Source organism: Bacillus sp. Brlt_9 (genome assembly GCF_051948935.1).
Taxonomy (GTDB): Bacteria; Bacillota; Bacilli; order Bacillales; family Bacillaceae_G; genus Bacillus_A.
The window spans coordinates 472664-486724 of the sequence record NZ_JAYJLO010000001.1 but is presented as its reverse complement, the minus strand read 5'-3'; the positions used below and the strand labels follow the sequence as shown (position 1 = coordinate 486724).

At 33.1% G+C, this 14061-nt stretch carries 18 protein-coding genes and 1 pseudogene; 8 read left to right on the top strand and 11 right to left on the bottom strand.

The genetic code is table 11. The annotated features are described in order from the left end of the window. Positions 1-77 precede the first annotated feature (77 nt). A complete protein-coding gene (locus tag VF726_RS02600; protein WP_000977942.1) occupies positions 78-755 on the bottom strand; it encodes an OmpA family protein in 678 nt (225 codons plus the stop codon). 22 nt (positions 756-777) lie between these two features. Further along, positions 778-1611, bottom strand: coding sequence for a flagellar motor protein MotP (locus tag VF726_RS02595; RefSeq protein WP_440165600.1), 834 nt, complete (start codon positions 1609-1611; stop codon positions 778-780). Positions 1612-1783: 172 nt separating this feature from the next. Between VF726_RS02595 and VF726_RS02590 the strand changes: the two genes are divergently transcribed. Beyond that, positions 1784-2386: an HD domain-containing protein gene (locus tag VF726_RS02590; RefSeq protein ID WP_242301182.1), complete on the top strand. Its 603-nt coding sequence runs from the start codon at positions 1784-1786 to the stop codon at positions 2384-2386. A 25-nt stretch (positions 2387-2411) separates the two neighbouring features. On the opposite strand, the gene hfq is transcribed toward VF726_RS02590, so the two are convergent. Next, the gene (gene hfq / locus VF726_RS02585) at positions 2412-2600 is read right to left on the bottom strand and encodes an RNA chaperone Hfq (protein WP_098093065.1); all 189 of its coding nucleotides are present in this window, start codon (positions 2598-2600) and stop codon (positions 2412-2414) included. A gap of 55 nt (positions 2601-2655) precedes the next feature. Further along, the gene (locus tag VF726_RS02580) at positions 2656-2874 is read right to left on the bottom strand and encodes an aspartyl-phosphate phosphatase Spo0E family protein (RefSeq protein WP_002096752.1); all 219 of its coding nucleotides are present in this window, start codon (positions 2872-2874) and stop codon (positions 2656-2658) included. A 239-nt stretch (positions 2875-3113) separates the two neighbouring features. On the opposite strand from VF726_RS02580, the gene VF726_RS02575 reads away from it, so the two are divergent. From VF726_RS02575 to VF726_RS02550, 6 genes are all read left to right on the top strand, one after another. Next, complete coding sequence (locus VF726_RS02575; RefSeq protein ID WP_000120179.1) at positions 3114-3233, top strand: YjcZ family sporulation protein; 120 nt, start codon at positions 3114-3116, stop codon at positions 3231-3233. 167 nt (positions 3234-3400) lie between these two features. After that, a complete protein-coding gene (locus tag VF726_RS02570) occupies positions 3401-3868 on the top strand; it encodes a VOC family protein (RefSeq protein WP_440165595.1) in 468 nt (155 codons plus the stop codon). Between the two features lie 7 nt (positions 3869-3875). Next, the gene (locus tag VF726_RS02565) at positions 3876-5090 is read left to right on the top strand and encodes an MFS transporter (protein WP_440165593.1); all 1215 of its coding nucleotides are present in this window, start codon (positions 3876-3878) and stop codon (positions 5088-5090) included. A 128-nt stretch (positions 5091-5218) separates the two neighbouring features. Next, positions 5219-5668, top strand: a complete 450-nt coding sequence (locus VF726_RS02560) for an ArsR/SmtB family transcription factor (RefSeq protein ID WP_440165591.1) — start codon at positions 5219-5221, stop codon at positions 5666-5668. Between the two features lie 19 nt (positions 5669-5687). Then, positions 5688-6908, top strand: a complete 1221-nt coding sequence (locus VF726_RS02555; RefSeq protein ID WP_440165589.1) for an MFS transporter — start codon at positions 5688-5690, stop codon at positions 6906-6908. A gap of 84 nt (positions 6909-6992) precedes the next feature. After that, entirely contained in the window at positions 6993-7718 is a 726-nt protein-coding gene (locus VF726_RS02550) for a sulfite exporter TauE/SafE family protein (RefSeq protein WP_242301177.1), read from the top strand. Between the two features lie 105 nt (positions 7719-7823). Here VF726_RS02550 and VF726_RS02545 read toward each other — a convergent pair whose 3' ends face one another. The 6 genes and pseudogenes from VF726_RS02545 to VF726_RS02520 form a co-directional block, all read right to left on the bottom strand. Further along, positions 7824-8435, bottom strand: a complete 612-nt coding sequence (locus VF726_RS02545) for a flagellar motor switch protein FliG (RefSeq protein WP_242301176.1) — start codon at positions 8433-8435, stop codon at positions 7824-7826. A 1-nt stretch (position 8436) separates the two neighbouring features. After that, positions 8437-8980, bottom strand: a pseudogene (locus VF726_RS02540) (sigma-70 family RNA polymerase sigma factor). A 186-nt stretch (positions 8981-9166) separates the two neighbouring features. After that, complete coding sequence (locus tag VF726_RS02535) at positions 9167-9736, bottom strand: type 1 glutamine amidotransferase family protein (RefSeq protein ID WP_440166681.1); 570 nt, start codon at positions 9734-9736, stop codon at positions 9167-9169. A 114-nt stretch (positions 9737-9850) separates the two neighbouring features. Further along, a complete protein-coding gene (gene nfsA, locus VF726_RS02530; RefSeq protein ID WP_434611547.1) occupies positions 9851-10585 on the bottom strand; it encodes an oxygen-insensitive NADPH nitroreductase in 735 nt (244 codons plus the stop codon). Between the two features lie 172 nt (positions 10586-10757). Then, positions 10758-11075 carry a DUF4870 domain-containing protein gene (locus VF726_RS02525; RefSeq protein ID WP_000678038.1) on the bottom strand — a complete coding sequence of 106 codons (318 nt, stop codon included), beginning with the start codon at positions 11073-11075 and terminating at the stop codon, positions 10758-10760. 148 nt (positions 11076-11223) lie between these two features. After that, on the bottom strand, positions 11224-11775 hold the full coding sequence (locus tag VF726_RS02520) for a YdcF family protein (protein ID WP_440166679.1): 552 nt from the start codon (positions 11773-11775) through the stop codon (positions 11224-11226). Positions 11776-11962: 187 nt separating this feature from the next. On the opposite strand from VF726_RS02520, the gene VF726_RS02515 reads away from it, so the two are divergent. Continuing rightward, entirely contained in the window at positions 11963-12628 is a 666-nt protein-coding gene (locus tag VF726_RS02515; RefSeq protein WP_440165586.1) for a DUF421 domain-containing protein, read from the top strand. 35 nt (positions 12629-12663) lie between these two features. On the opposite strand, the gene VF726_RS02510 is transcribed toward VF726_RS02515, so the two are convergent. Then, complete coding sequence (locus VF726_RS02510) at positions 12664-14019, bottom strand: MATE family efflux transporter (RefSeq protein ID WP_440165584.1); 1356 nt, start codon at positions 14017-14019, stop codon at positions 12664-12666. Positions 14020-14061 lie beyond the last annotated feature (42 nt).

Sequence of the window (14061 nt, the reverse complement as noted above, 5' to 3'; positions counted from 1 at the left end):
AAATAAAATGATAAAATTTAATATTTTTTTAAAAGAATTTTCGTATTTTTATTATTTATTATCAAAATAACAATATACTATTCTTTTATATAAATGACAACGCGACGGTTTTTTTCCCAATTTTGTGGTGAATCATTTGGTACTACTGGCTTAGTATCTGCATATCCGACCGCAGCTAGCCTTTTATCGTCCACATTATACACTTCAATTAAGTGATGAATCATATTTGCCGCTCGTGCGGAAGATAATTCCCAGTTTGAAGGGAATTTGTCGTTATGAATCGGTCTACTGTCTGTATGTCCTTCTACAACAATGGGATTTGGTACAGATTGGAAAAATCCAACTAATTGGCTTATTATCTCTTTCGCCTCCGGTTTAACGTTCGCATCACCCGTATCGAATATTAAATTATCTACTATAACGACACTTACCCCTGTGTCCTCTCGATATACATTCACTTGACTAATACCGTTATTATCTACATATGCTTTTAACTTCTTATATAATTCATCCATTCTTTTTTTCGAAATCATTTTTTCATCATTTTTTTCATGTGAAATATCTGGTATTGTATTTTCCATTACTTTTGCATCTACTTGCTCCGTATCACTAAACTTTTCAAGCATCTTCGACAATTTTACTGCATCCTGCTTTGATGTAGCAACTAGTAATACAAAGAAAGTTAATAATAACATCGTTAAATCTGTAAAAGTCGTCATCCAACGAGGCGATCCCTTTTGCGGTCGTTTCATCATAACCATACCACTCCTTGAAATATTAGGCTGCTCGTTTTACTTTTTTTATCTTTGTTTCGTATACATATGTATCGAGTTTCAACTTTAATTTAGAAGGAATTTGACCGCGATATAATTCTGAAATCGCTTCAATAACAAACTTCTTCTCTGTATATAAATCTTCAATACCTCGATACACTTTTTCAGCAAGAGGGATTGCAATCATATTTGCAAGTACTGATCCATACAATGTCGTTAACATCGCAACTGCCATCCCTGTACCAATTTGCGATGTGTCTTGCAAGTTTTGAAGCATAATGATAAGACCGATTAAAGTCCCTATCATGCCCCAAGCCGGAGCGAAATCGCCAATTTTATCTAGTAATGCTGCCCCTTTTCTTAACTCATACACTTCCGTTTCAACATCTTTCATTAACACTTCTTTTAATTCATCTTCATCGTAACCACTTAACATTAATCGAATTCCTTTTTGAATAAAAGGATTGTCTACTTGCTCTCCATCAACTTCTAAAGAAAGCAGGCCGTGTTTTTTAGACTTTTTCGAAAAATCAACAAACAAATCCGTTAACTGTTCTAAATCTTCTTCTTTTCTATGTAAAACAGTAAAAATACTTTTCGTATATTTTTTTATTTCTCCAAATCGATATGCCACAACAACTGTCGCTGTAGTTCCCCCTATGACAATTAAAATAGATGAAACATCTAAAAAGTTTTTAAAAGCTTTTATTCCGCCCCCGCCAAGCATAATTGCCGCTATTACTATGGCAAAACCTACTAGAATGCCAACTGGGCTAGAAATGTCAAACTTTCTTTTTCTTCTTTGCGGTCTAGCAAATCCTTGATTTTCGTCTCCCATATTTCTGCCCTTCCCTTTTCATTTTTATAAAACATTTTTTTATTTTAATAATGCGTTTTCACATATAATTTTTATTATACGCTTTCTATCTATTTATCGCAATATACTCATAAAATTGACACAATTCATTTCCATATTAAAATTATAGTATGGAAATATGAGGAGGATCTCGATGGAACATAACATTTTACAAGTCATTGCACTAGCAGAAAAATTAAAATATGAAATGCGACATAGCTGGCTTTCTAACGGACGTCAAGAAAGCGTTGCTGAACATACGTGGCGCATGTCTCTCATGGCCATTTTAGTTGAACCTTATTTAGATCAAAAAGTAAACATTGAAAAATTACTTAAAATGGTTATTATTCACGACCTAGTCGAAGCTGAAGCTGGTGATATTCCTGCTTTTGATACAATGAATAGTCATGAATTACAATTACAAAAACAAAAAAATGAGCAAGAAGCCATTTTAAATATTAAACGAACATTAAAAGGTTCTCTCGGTGAGGAATTATATGATTTATGGATGGAGTTTGAAGCGAAAGAAACGTACGAAGCAAAAGTTGCTAACGCACTTGATAAACTTGAGGTGAAAATTCAGCATAACGAAGCTGATATTGATACATGGCTACCAATCGAGCATAAAATGACATTCCAAGTAGCAAAGCATACAAACTTTGATTCTTTCCTATCTAAATTACAAAAGATCATCGAACAAAACGGAGAAAAGAAATTATTAGATGCCGGCATTGACGTGGAAGCTTGCAAACAATAATGAAAAGACACTCATATTGAGTGTCTTATTTCATTATTGTTGATATAGCTTGCTTGTAAATAAGTTGTTGTTTTCCATCAACTAACATTAAAACAGTAAATTTATCTATCGCAACAATTTCTCCTACTATTCTAACGCCACTCTTTAAAAAAATTGTAACGATACCTTTTTCTTCTTTTATTTGTTTATATAGCTCTTCTTGTAAATGTTCCAAATACTGTTCTCTCCTTCTTTTATAAAATATCTTAATATAAAAAACTACAAATTATTTATTTATGTACTTTATCTTTTACATTCATAAACTTATTAATTAGTATATCTAAATCTCGGCTAAATAACAAAACTTTATCATGATCCAATCCATGTCTAGCAACAAGTTGAATTAGCTCTTTCTTTTTGTTTTCTATTTTATTGTGTAATTTTCCCATCTCCATCTCTTTACTAAAACTCCCTTTTCCCATAATATTACTTGTAAAATTATAGTACAAATTCACTCATAAAAAAATATAAAAATGGTTTTTTTTACAATTTTTATATTTTTTTATGAATAAATCGCAAAATATATAACAATTCATTCACATATCCCTAGCTAAATATACAATCAAAATGACCATACAGGCGTTTGTCTAATTACAAAAGAGACTGGCTCCTTTTCCATACAAAAAACATACTGTATATAGTAGTCCATGAATTATATAGATTAATTTACTCAAAAGGAGGAAAACATATGAGCTATGGTGGAAGTTGCGCTGGTTTCGGCGGTGGATTTGCTTTGCTTATCGTACTATTCATCCTTCTAATCATCATCGGATGTAGCTGTTGGGGTGGCGGCGGATACGGATACTAATATATCCTATCCTTAACAAATGAACGAAAAACTATACGAAAACAGCTCATATTTGAGCTGTTTTTTCATACTTTCGTATGAATTTATGTCCCTCTTTTTTGTGATTTCAACTCATAAAAAAAATGTTTACTATGAAATAAGAAACATTTTTACTTAGGAGGATTACAATGATTAAAGGTCTTTACGAAGCACATTTACCTGTCCGTAACTTAGAGATATCAATATCTTTTTATGAATCACTTGGACTGAAATTATATAAAAGAGGAGATGATATTGCTTTCTTTTGGATTAAAGAAAATGAAAGTTGGCTCGGCCTTTGGGAAGGCACAGAATACAAAGTTAAGTATCACCCCTCTTTACGACACATCGCCTTTCAAGTATGCTTACATGATTTAGAAAATGCGATTCATTGGCTAAACCAAAAAGGAATTTCCGCACGAAAGGACTTTGGAATGGAACCAATTGAACCAATTGTTTTTCCAGAATTAGCACATGCCGCCGTATACTTTAACGATCCTGACGGAAATAGTTTAGAATTGATTGCACAATTACCTGTTGGACTTCCTACAGAAGAGAAAGTGTATTTAAGCGAATGGAAAAAACAAGTTCAAGCAGCATCATTACATAAGGATTAAGCTTTTTATGTCAGTTTCTTATTCTGCACTTCTTAAAACAAATGATGACTTCAAAAAACTATTTTACGGGCAAACATTAAGTGTACTTGGAGATTGGTTTCATACTGTAGCTTTATTAACATTCGTCTATAGTACAACGGAATCACCTTTTATGGTCGCCCTTACTTTGATAAGTAAAGGTTTACCACAGCTTCTTCTTAGTCCATTCATAGGTGGAATTGTAGATCGTTTTTCTAAAAAGAATATTATGATTTTTACCGATATTACACGGGGAATTCTAGTCCTTACATACTTACTCGCAAGCTATAATATTGAAATTATTTTCATTGCTAATATATGTTTATCTGTACTTTCTTGTTTATTTGAACCAGCTAAACAAGCAACCTTAAAGAATATCGTACACCAAAATCATTTCGTAACTGCTAACTCTCTTTCTAGTACAATGAATGGTTTTATGTCCATTATGGGGGCTTCTTTGGGCGGGATAATTGCACAATCATTACATATTGAGTTCGCTTTTTTAGTAAATAGCCTATCATACTTTATTTCAGCTTATTTTATTTATAGTATGAGTATCACTTCTCATACTACTTGTAACAAGAAAAAAGCCTTTTTTACTGATATAAAAGATGGTTATACATACATATTACAAACAAAAATCATTTTAATATTAATTCTTGTCGGCATTTCATGGGGCATTATTGGCGGCGCTTATCAGCTACTTCTAACGATCTATGCCGAAAAAATTTTCCACACCAACATTGGAGTTTTATATTCGGTTCAAGGGGCTGGGCTTATCCTTGGAAGCCTCCTCGTTAATCTTTATCTGTCTCATAATAAAGAGAAAATGAAAAAAGCATTTGGTTGGGCCTACTTACTACAAGGAATTTTCTTTCTCGGATTCATTTTATCTGATCAACTTATTATCGGTATCATTACTTTGCTCTGTATGCGCATAGCAGGAGGAATCATCGTTCCGCTTGATACGACATTACTTCAAACGTACACGCACGAAAATATGATTGGTAAAGTTTTTTCCTTTCATTACTCTATTTATGGTTCACTTATACATTTATCTATGCTCATTACAGGATGGCTATTAGAAATACTTTCTCCTCAAATCATTGGTAGTTTACTAGCTATATGCTGTATCTTTGTAAGTTTCATATGGCTTTACCTGTTTTATCGCGGGAAACTTAGTGAAGAATCTACTATCACTTAATAGCATGTTTATGTACATGCTATTTTTATTTGTGTCGAAATATAAAGGAAAAAGGCGATTTATTTACCTTACGTTCTAATTTTTTAGAATGTACAATAAATTTAGATTATAAGAAAGGAGATGCCATTATGTTTGACGATAGACTTACTATTTCGGCTGAGCAGCAGAAGCTCATTTCTAATGCAACTCGCATTCAAATTCTTCACCTTTTAAAAGATGAAGCACTTACTGCAAAGCAACTCGCTACTAAACTAAACAAATCTGCCGGTAGCGTACATTATCACGTTCAAATTTTATATGATGGAGGGTTACTTGAATTAGTAGACACGAAGGAAAAACGAGGAATTATTGAAAAATATTATAAAGCAAAAGCTGCTCATTTCTATATTGAAGAAAGCGGCACAGAAGGAACGAATACAGGGAGTCATATTGTTTCTCATTTATTTTTAACTCCGGAAGAATTACAACAACTTACTTGGGAAGTTTCACAAGTTTTATTACGGTGGGAAAACAAAACCGCTCGTCAATCAAACTCTGAAGAGGAATACGCTATTTCCTGCAGGATAAAAAAACAATGAAAGAAAGGTCCAGCTGCTCATGAAAAATAAATTATTATTATTGTCAGGAACAGGAATTTCTCGTTTAGGTGATTTTATGTATCTCGTCGCCCTAAACGTAATGGTGTTACATAGCACAAACTCCCCTGCTGCTGTAGCAGGATTATGGATTGTCGGTCCAATTGCGACCGTTGTTACAAAAATATGGTCTGGTAGTATAGTAGATCGATTAAACAAACGGTCCATTATGCTCATCACAGATATAATTCGAGCAGTTCTCATTGGCTTCGTTCCACTATTTGATTCTATTTGGGCCATTTATATTTTTATCTTTTTAACTCGCATCGCTACATCATTTTTCGATCCAGCTTCACTCACTTATAAAACGATGCTCATACGAGCAGAAGAACGCGCTCAATTTAACGCTTGGAATAGCTTATTTACAAACGGAGCTTTCATTATTGGTCCTGCTCTTGCTGGAATACTTCTCACCACGTACTCAGCATCCTTTGTAATTTACTGCAATTCACTTTCCTTTCTACTTTCTACTATTCTCATTTATTTCCTGCCTAATATTACGTTACAAACAAAGCAAAACGAAGAAGTTGCAAATACTTTCGTACAAACATTACGAAGTGATTGGAAACAAGTTTTTTCATTCGCTCGAACTGAAACTTATATCATTCTCATATTCGTTTTATTTCAAGCCACTATGCTTGTTTCTATGGCGCTCGATTCACAAGAAGTTGTATTCACAAATCAAGTACTGTTTTTATCCGTCATGGAATATAGCATGCTTGTTAGTATAACTGGTGCTGCATATATTTTCGGTTCATTTCTTGTTTCTCTCTTTGCTAAACGATTACCGATTCAACATTGTATCGGATTCGGTACGATATTCACAGCAATAGGTTATGTGATTTTCGCCTTTTCAAATTCATTTATAGTCGCGGCAGGCGGTTTCATTTTACTGGGCATTTCTTCATCATTCGCTGGTACTGGCTTTATAACATTTTATCAAAATAACATCCCAGTTCATATGATAGGACGTATCGATAGCGTGTTTGATTCAATAAAAAGTTTTATCCAAATCTTTTTCATTTTAGCAATTGGGGCATCCGCACAATTTCTTTCCGTTCGAATCACTGTAATAAGTAGCGCATTACTCATTCTTTTCCTTTCCTGTTTATTAGCAATCCGAGTAATGACTCCTTCACGTGAAAAATATTTTAAGGCTACAGGATCATCATCGGAATATTAATTGCAACGTCAACTCCCCCCACTGATTAAAGGTTCACTTTATGTTAAAATATGTATTGGACCTAATTATGTAGGAGGGCTATTTTTGGAGATTATATTCACTTTCATATGTATTATATTAGTAGCTTCTATTTTACAAACAAGCACAGGTTTTGGCTTTTCTATTATGGCAACACCTTTCTTACTCATGTTATTTCTACCACAAGAAGCTATACAAATAAATATCATTTTATCATTAATTATTTCCATATCACTCATTTGGAAAATAAGAACGGACATTGATTTTATTCTACTGAAAAGATTAATTTTCGGAAGTATAGTTGGTGTTCCTTTTGGTATTTTCATTTTTATTTCCATTAACATCAATACGTTTAAATTAGCAATTAGCGTCCTGCTTTTACTATTAACATTGATGCTAATCTGTAACTTTAAGATTCAATCAACCAAATCTAGAGATTTCTTAGTGGGGGGATTATCCGGTCTTTTAACGACAAGTATCGGTATGCCAGGACCACCCCTGTTACTGTACTTTACAGGAACTGATACGAAAAAAGAGAAGTTAAGAGCAACTACTTTAGCTTTTTATCTATTTATATATTTCATTAGCCTACTAACTCAAATACTCTTTACTGGTACAAACAAAACAATTTGGGAATCAAGTTTTTATGCTATTCCAATCGTATTTCTAGGTTTGTATATAGGTCAAATTATTTTCAAATGGCTTAATCAACGAGTTTTTAAAATATTTACGTATATTCTTTTGAGTTGTACAGGTATATATCTTCTTATTGAAAGTTTGCATTTGTTATAGCAGGTGCTTTAGTTTGTGCCATAACAGATAGAATTTAAAATGAAGTATTGTTTTATTTATAAACGTAGTAATGATAAAAAGCGGCTATTTTGCCGCTTTTTATTTTCAAATTAAATATTTTAAAACTAGAAGCCCACCTATCACTATTACAAACACATTGAAAAAAATCAACCAACCTTTTTCAAAATCTTTATATCTCTCTTCTTTCACTCCACGTTGTTTTAACTTCTCAATTACGTTTTTCAATTCTTGTTCATGCTCGGTACTTCCTAATTGTATATAGTTATTATCTATAGTAATTCCATATACGTTCTTCATTTTTTTATGTCGCGAAACTGCTTGAATTGAGTTTATTAGTACATTGTATTCATTTAATTTTTTAAAATAACAATCTAACGCTATAATGTGTAACCTTGTATTAGTTAAAACAATGTAATAATAAAAGGTAGCACCTGCCGTGAATATATTCGGTATAACTTTAGAATTTACAAGACTTCCTTCTTCCACTAATATTTCACATTCGATTTTTTCTCCTTCTTGTAACTCTTTACGAACTGATTCTTCCAACATTTGCATCGTTAATTTCTTCAATAACTCCCCGTTTTTCACATAATACTTATCTATATTGATAGACTCATTTGCTTCTTTCTCTAAACGTGTAATCTCTTCCTCTGAATATTGGAGCTCATTTAACATAGATAATAATCTTTTATCCATATTACACACTCCCTTTCCACAGTTTTTGAATTTTTTTCTTCCCGCGTGAAATTCGATTATATATAATCCACCGTTACTTTTAATTCTTTCGCAATATCGTCAATGGAATATCCATCAATATACCTCTTTAAAAATATATATCGATCTTTCTTATTTAAATCTTGAACTATTTCCATAATCTCTTCTTCTTGTTCTATTTCATATCTATCAGGGACACCTGTATCTATTTCTACGTCTTTATCGATTTTATTCTCTTTATATGCTTTCTTTTTATATTCCAGTGCCTTTAATTTAGTAATACCAATCATCCAAGATTTTAAGTTCCCCTTGTCTATATCAAATTGATCGATATGAAACCAAATGACAGTAAATACATCGTTATAACAATCATCCACATATTGTTTCTCCATAGGGGTACTTAATGATTTATGAATAATGTACAAAATTAATTTTCCATATTGATCAATCACTTCTTTCAAAGCGTCTTGATCGCGTTTTTTCATAGCTATAATTAAATCCTCTTCAGAATTGAAAATCATAAGCATCTTCCTTCCTCAATTCCCTTTTAGCAGCTGCCTTTACTTACTATTGGCATTTCATTCTCATTTTCTATCACTTTTGTAAAAAATTATTAATTTTTATTTCTATGTATATGATAACAAACAAAATACCTAAGTTCAGAAAGTAGTATCTACATTCTGAACTTAGGTATTAGCAATCAAACTATTCACTTATGCCAACGTTTCATCACAAGTCTCTTTTACGTTTTTAAAATATTGCAAGTTCTCCTTCGCTTCAGCTTCATTAAATAAATTGAGTTGCTTCATTATTTCAGTAGCAAATTCAACGTACGCAGACCCTACCGCTGTTATTATTTTTCCATCAACCGTTACATCTTTGTTTTGTTTATATTCCCATTCATGTAAATGAGCTAATTGTTTTTCATCTGATGTTAATGATGTTGAGAATTTCTTCTTATTCAGCACCCCTGCTGCATGTAATAAAGATGTTCCGGCACAAATACCCGCTATCCATTTATTTTGCTTATGTAATTTGTTCACAATAGATAACAATTGTTCATTTTCTAAATGATCAAAAATATGTCCGCCTGGTACGATAAACACTTCATAGTCCTCTATTTTAATTTGCTCAATAGAGACATGTGGTTGACACAAAAAACCGCCTTCTCCTGTAACTGTTTTTCCGTCTACAGTTGCTGTTATTATTTCAAATTGCTTACTTATCAAAAATAAACTCGCTATATTCACTTCAAATTCTGCAAACCCATCAAACAAAAAAATTAAGGCTTTTTTTCATATTATCTCCTCCCCCTATACTTATTCGAAGACAATCAACTTTCTCCTCCAAAAAAAAAGCAAACCTGCATCACAGGTTTGCCTCTTTGCTCTCTTTGCTCACTTCTTATTAAATCCTTTTTCACTTAAAAACTCTTTCATATGCATTCTTTTTTCTTTAGACATAAATGAACTCATTGATTCCGTCCATGTTACGTTTTTTTGATTTGATGATCTTTCTTTATAATACGCGCTCATCGTTTCGTCGTATTCGTTTAATAATTCATCATATTTCTTTTCATCATATCCATTTTCATGAAGGATAGCTGTTACTGGTAAACGTGGTTTCACTCCATGATCTTCATCTGGTACACCGACTGTCATTCCGAATACAGGATATACTTTATCTGGTAAATGAAGCAATTCACTCACTTCTCTTGGGTTATTACGAATACCACCAATGTAACAAATACCGTATCCTAACGATTCTGCTGCTAGCGCTAAGTTTTGCGCAAAAAGTGAAGCATCTACTGTCGCAACGATAAAATCTTCTACTCCTTCATGCTTTATCTCGGTACCATGTTTTTCACATGCCATTTCAAGTCGTTTTAAATCTGCACAACAAACAAAGAATGCTGCACAGTCTTTCACGTGACGATTTCCGGATAGTTCAGCTAGTTTAGCCTTTAGGTCTTGATCGGTTACATATATAACAGAATAAGCCTGTACAAAATGCGAGGAAGCAGCATGCTGCGCAGCTTGCACCATTCTTTCTACTACATCTTTCGGAATAGGTTCTTCTTTATATTTACGAACTGAAACGTGTTGCTCCATTTTATGTATCATCTCATTCATGAAAATCACTCCTTTTTCTCTTCCTAATGAAAAATTAACATATCTTTTTCAATATTCACAACTTATAAGCACAAAAAGAGCAATTCTTTTTGAATTGCTCTTTTTAAAACGTTTATTAATACGGTAAATGAAATTATACCGACAGATTTACATCATATTATTTCTTATCTTATTACGCCGTTTTCAAAACTTTAATACCTTTTACGATATTCCAAATGAAGTAGTAAATTCCTACAAGAATGAACACTGCATATGTGATCATCATTCCAATTCCAGCACCGTCAGATTGATTGAATCCTAAACCGAATATTCCTGATATCGCTAATCCTCCGAATAAAATTGCGTACGGGAAAATATGTGACCAAAATGCTTTTTTCGCGTGGTATTTCACTTCATCTTCCGCAACGAAGTACACGATAATTGGTAGTAAAAATGGTGCAAAAAAGATACTAAAGTAACATAATGAAGATAATATATTATTTCCTTTCATCCGATTCACCTCTAAATAGTTTTTGTTATCTTCATTATGTCAGGAATCCATTATAGAAACTATCGCTTTACCTTTCATGAACGTGACATATTTGTAAGATTTCCATCAAAAATAATCCCGCCTAGATTTCCAGGCGGGATTACTTTCTCTATATTCGATTCATAAACCAATATTGCGTAATGGCTAAATACTCACGTATATTCGATGAAATAACAATTCGCTTCGGTGTTTCGGCCGGAAGACCTTCTAATTGTAACCCTTGCTTAGCTGCTATTTTTTTCGCTCTAAACATGTGGAAATCGTTTGTTACAATCATTCCTTTTTTCATATTTTCCGGAATTAAAGGTTTTGAGAATGTAATATTTTCATCTGTACTCGTTGACTTATCTTCCATAATAATGCGGTCTTCTGCAATTTTTAATTTCATTAATTCATTTTTCATTGCTAATGCTTCTGAAATATCTTCTCCTTTTCCTTTCCCTCCAGACACGATAGCAATTGCTTTCTCATGTGATTTCAAATACTCAGCTGCTTTATCAATACGATATTGCAATGAGTACGATGGTTTCGTTCCGTTTACTTTCGATCCTAATACAATGATGTAATCAGCATCATAGGTCGCATTCATTTGCCCATGCTTATAAATGTTATATTGTAAAAAGCCCGCATAAACAACGCAAACCATTATAATTCCTATCATATACTTCATTATTTTCTTCTTTCTCATATCCACATACTCCTATGTTCTTTGCTTCTTTCATGATAATATCCATTTATTTGTTTGTATACAGACAAATTCCAACCAACCCTAATTTATCCTCCAAAAGGTAATATTTCTATTATTTTCGGGAATAGTAAGTACAACTTCGCACGAAGGAGTGTCCCTATTGCTTCTCTTTTTATGTAACGTATCATTCTTTTTCATCTTATTTTTACTATCGCTTAAGATGCTCGGTAAATCCGCGTTAGCACAACTAACGCCTCATGATTTTGGGGCTATTATCTTTTTATCTTATTTAGCTTTTCAAGCCATACCAGTCTCTGGTGCCTTGCAAGCCTTCCTCGGTATGGTCGTTATTACATGTTTACATTTACTCCTTACTAAATTGAGCTTACTCAACAAACTAAATCGTTTCATTCTTGGACACCCCATTATTTTAATTAAACATGGTGATATAATTTTTGAGAATTTACAAAAAAGTAGATATCCGATCGCCGAATTACTTTCTAACCTTCGCGTCGCAGGATATCCAAGTGTTCATGAAATTGAATATGCAATTTTAGAAGCGAATGGAGCCATTAGTATTTTACCAAAGAGGGAGCTTGTACCATTAACTCCGAAAGATTTGAACATAGATGTTTCATATGCCGGATTACCAATTGCCCTTATCGTTGATTCACAAATTCAATACGATAACTTAAAGTTAATTCATAAGGACGAAAAATGGCTATATCAAGAATTAAAAGAAAAAGGCATTACAAATATAAAGACTGTTGCTTTCGCATCTGTTCAAGAAACAGATGGATCTTTTGCAATTAGTTTAAAGGAATAAAAAATCCCATTAATTTCTTAATGGGATTTTCTTCATTATATTGCTTCTTTCTTTCCCGCCATATTTAATGGAACAGGATGTTTCATACGATTCATCGTAAATACGATAATTGCTGTCAATACTTCCGCTACTGGCATAACGAGCCAAATTCCATTTATACCAAATAATTTCGGCATAATCCATAACAATGGAATGATAAATAATAACCCTCGACTCATTATAATAAGTATTGATTTCTTCGTTTGTCGCACGGATTGGAAGTACTCTCCATACACAATGTTATAGCCTAAAAATACATATTGGATAAAGAACAAGCTAATACCCGTTAATGTTAACTCCAATAGCTCTGGAGATTGGACATCAAACAGACCAATAATATATTTCCCGAAGAATAATCCGACAATTATTGCGACGCCTCCAAGTACAACTGCAATTTTCACAGCAAACTGCAATCCTTCGCGCAATCTTTCTGATAAATTTGCACCGTAGTGGAAACTCGCAATTGGTTGTAACGCTGCTCCAACACCGAAGAATAGTAGTAATGTCATCGCGTGAATACTATTCACCATCGCATAGGAAGCGACACCTACTTCTCCTGCATATTGAACGAATGCAATATTAAAACCAATCGTTACAACCGCCACTGTACTTTCTGCTGTAAAACTTGGGAAACCTATTATCATAATTTGTTTCACTGTATCCCATTCAAAATGGAATTTCGTCCACTTTAAAATACTACTTTTTCTAAAGAAGTGAGATAATAATACAAGGAAACCAACCGCTGCCGAAAGAATAGTCGCTGAAGCAGCACCTGTTACGCCCCATCCAAAAATGAAAATAAAGATATAGTCAAACACTATATTTAAGACAGCCGTTACAACTAAACCTGCCATTGCTAAATTAGGATTTCCATCATTTCGTATAAACGTACTTAAAATATTTTCTAACACGTATATCATTCCAAATGTTAATAACACGTGTAAATAGTCTAACGCATACGGTAGAATCACTTCGTTTGCACCGAATAAGTATGCTAAATCTTCTATTCTCCATAAGCAAATCGCCGCTAAAACACCTACGATAACAACTGCTACCGTCATAGATTGCGTAAAAATAGACCTTGCTCTTTCTATTTTATTTTCACCTAATGCAATGGAATATAACGTTGCGCCTCCCATTCCAATCCATAATGAAATAGAGAAGAAAATTGAAAACGCTGGAATAGCCACGTTTACTCCTGCTAATCCATTTGCTCCAACTCCCCGACTAATCATTACCGCATCAATTACAATATTAACTGACATTAATACCATTCCTAGAACAGCTGGTATTAAATAAGAAATAAATAAACTTTTTATCGGTTTTTCTCTTAATTTTTCTGTTGCTTCCATACTATTATGCTCCTTTTTTCAACTCTCTTTTCTTAGTTTAAA

Bases quoted from the DNA above. Each gene is read 5' to 3' on its own strand.
- VF726_RS02595 (WP_440165600.1), bottom strand. From the start codon at position 1,611: ATGGGAGACGAAAATCAAGGATTTGCTAGACCGCAAAGAAGAAAAAGA.
- VF726_RS02555 (WP_440165589.1), top strand. From the start codon at position 5,688: ATGAAAAATAAATTATTATTATTGTCAGGAACAGGAATTTCTCGTTTA.
- VF726_RS02545 (WP_242301176.1), bottom strand. From the start codon at position 8,435: ATGGATAAAAGATTATTATCTATGTTAAATGAGCTCCAATATTCAGAG.
- nfsA (WP_434611547.1), bottom strand. From the start codon at position 10,585: ATGAATGAGATGATACATAAAATGGAGCAACACGTTTCAGTTCGTAAA.
- VF726_RS02520 (WP_440166679.1), bottom strand. From the start codon at position 11,775: ATGATAGGAATTATAATGGTTTGCGTTGTTTATGCGGGCTTTTTACAA.
- VF726_RS02560 (WP_440165591.1), top strand. From the start codon at position 5,219: ATGTTTGACGATAGACTTACTATTTCGGCTGAGCAGCAGAAGCTCATT.
- VF726_RS02570 (WP_440165595.1), top strand. From the start codon at position 3,401: ATGATTAAAGGTCTTTACGAAGCACATTTACCTGTCCGTAACTTAGAG.
- VF726_RS02565 (WP_440165593.1), top strand. From the start codon at position 3,876: ATGTCAGTTTCTTATTCTGCACTTCTTAAAACAAATGATGACTTCAAA.
- VF726_RS02510 (WP_440165584.1), bottom strand. From the start codon at position 14,019: ATGGAAGCAACAGAAAAATTAAGAGAAAAACCGATAAAAAGTTTATTT.
- VF726_RS02575 (WP_000120179.1), top strand. From the start codon at position 3,114: ATGAGCTATGGTGGAAGTTGCGCTGGTTTCGGCGGTGGATTTGCTTTG.
- VF726_RS02590 (WP_242301182.1), top strand. From the start codon at position 1,784: ATGGAACATAACATTTTACAAGTCATTGCACTAGCAGAAAAATTAAAA.
- VF726_RS02600 (WP_000977942.1), bottom strand. From the start codon at position 755: ATGATGAAACGACCGCAAAAGGGATCGCCTCGTTGGATGACGACTTTT.
- VF726_RS02525 (WP_000678038.1), bottom strand. From the start codon at position 11,075: ATGAAAGGAAATAATATATTATCTTCATTATGTTACTTTAGTATCTTT.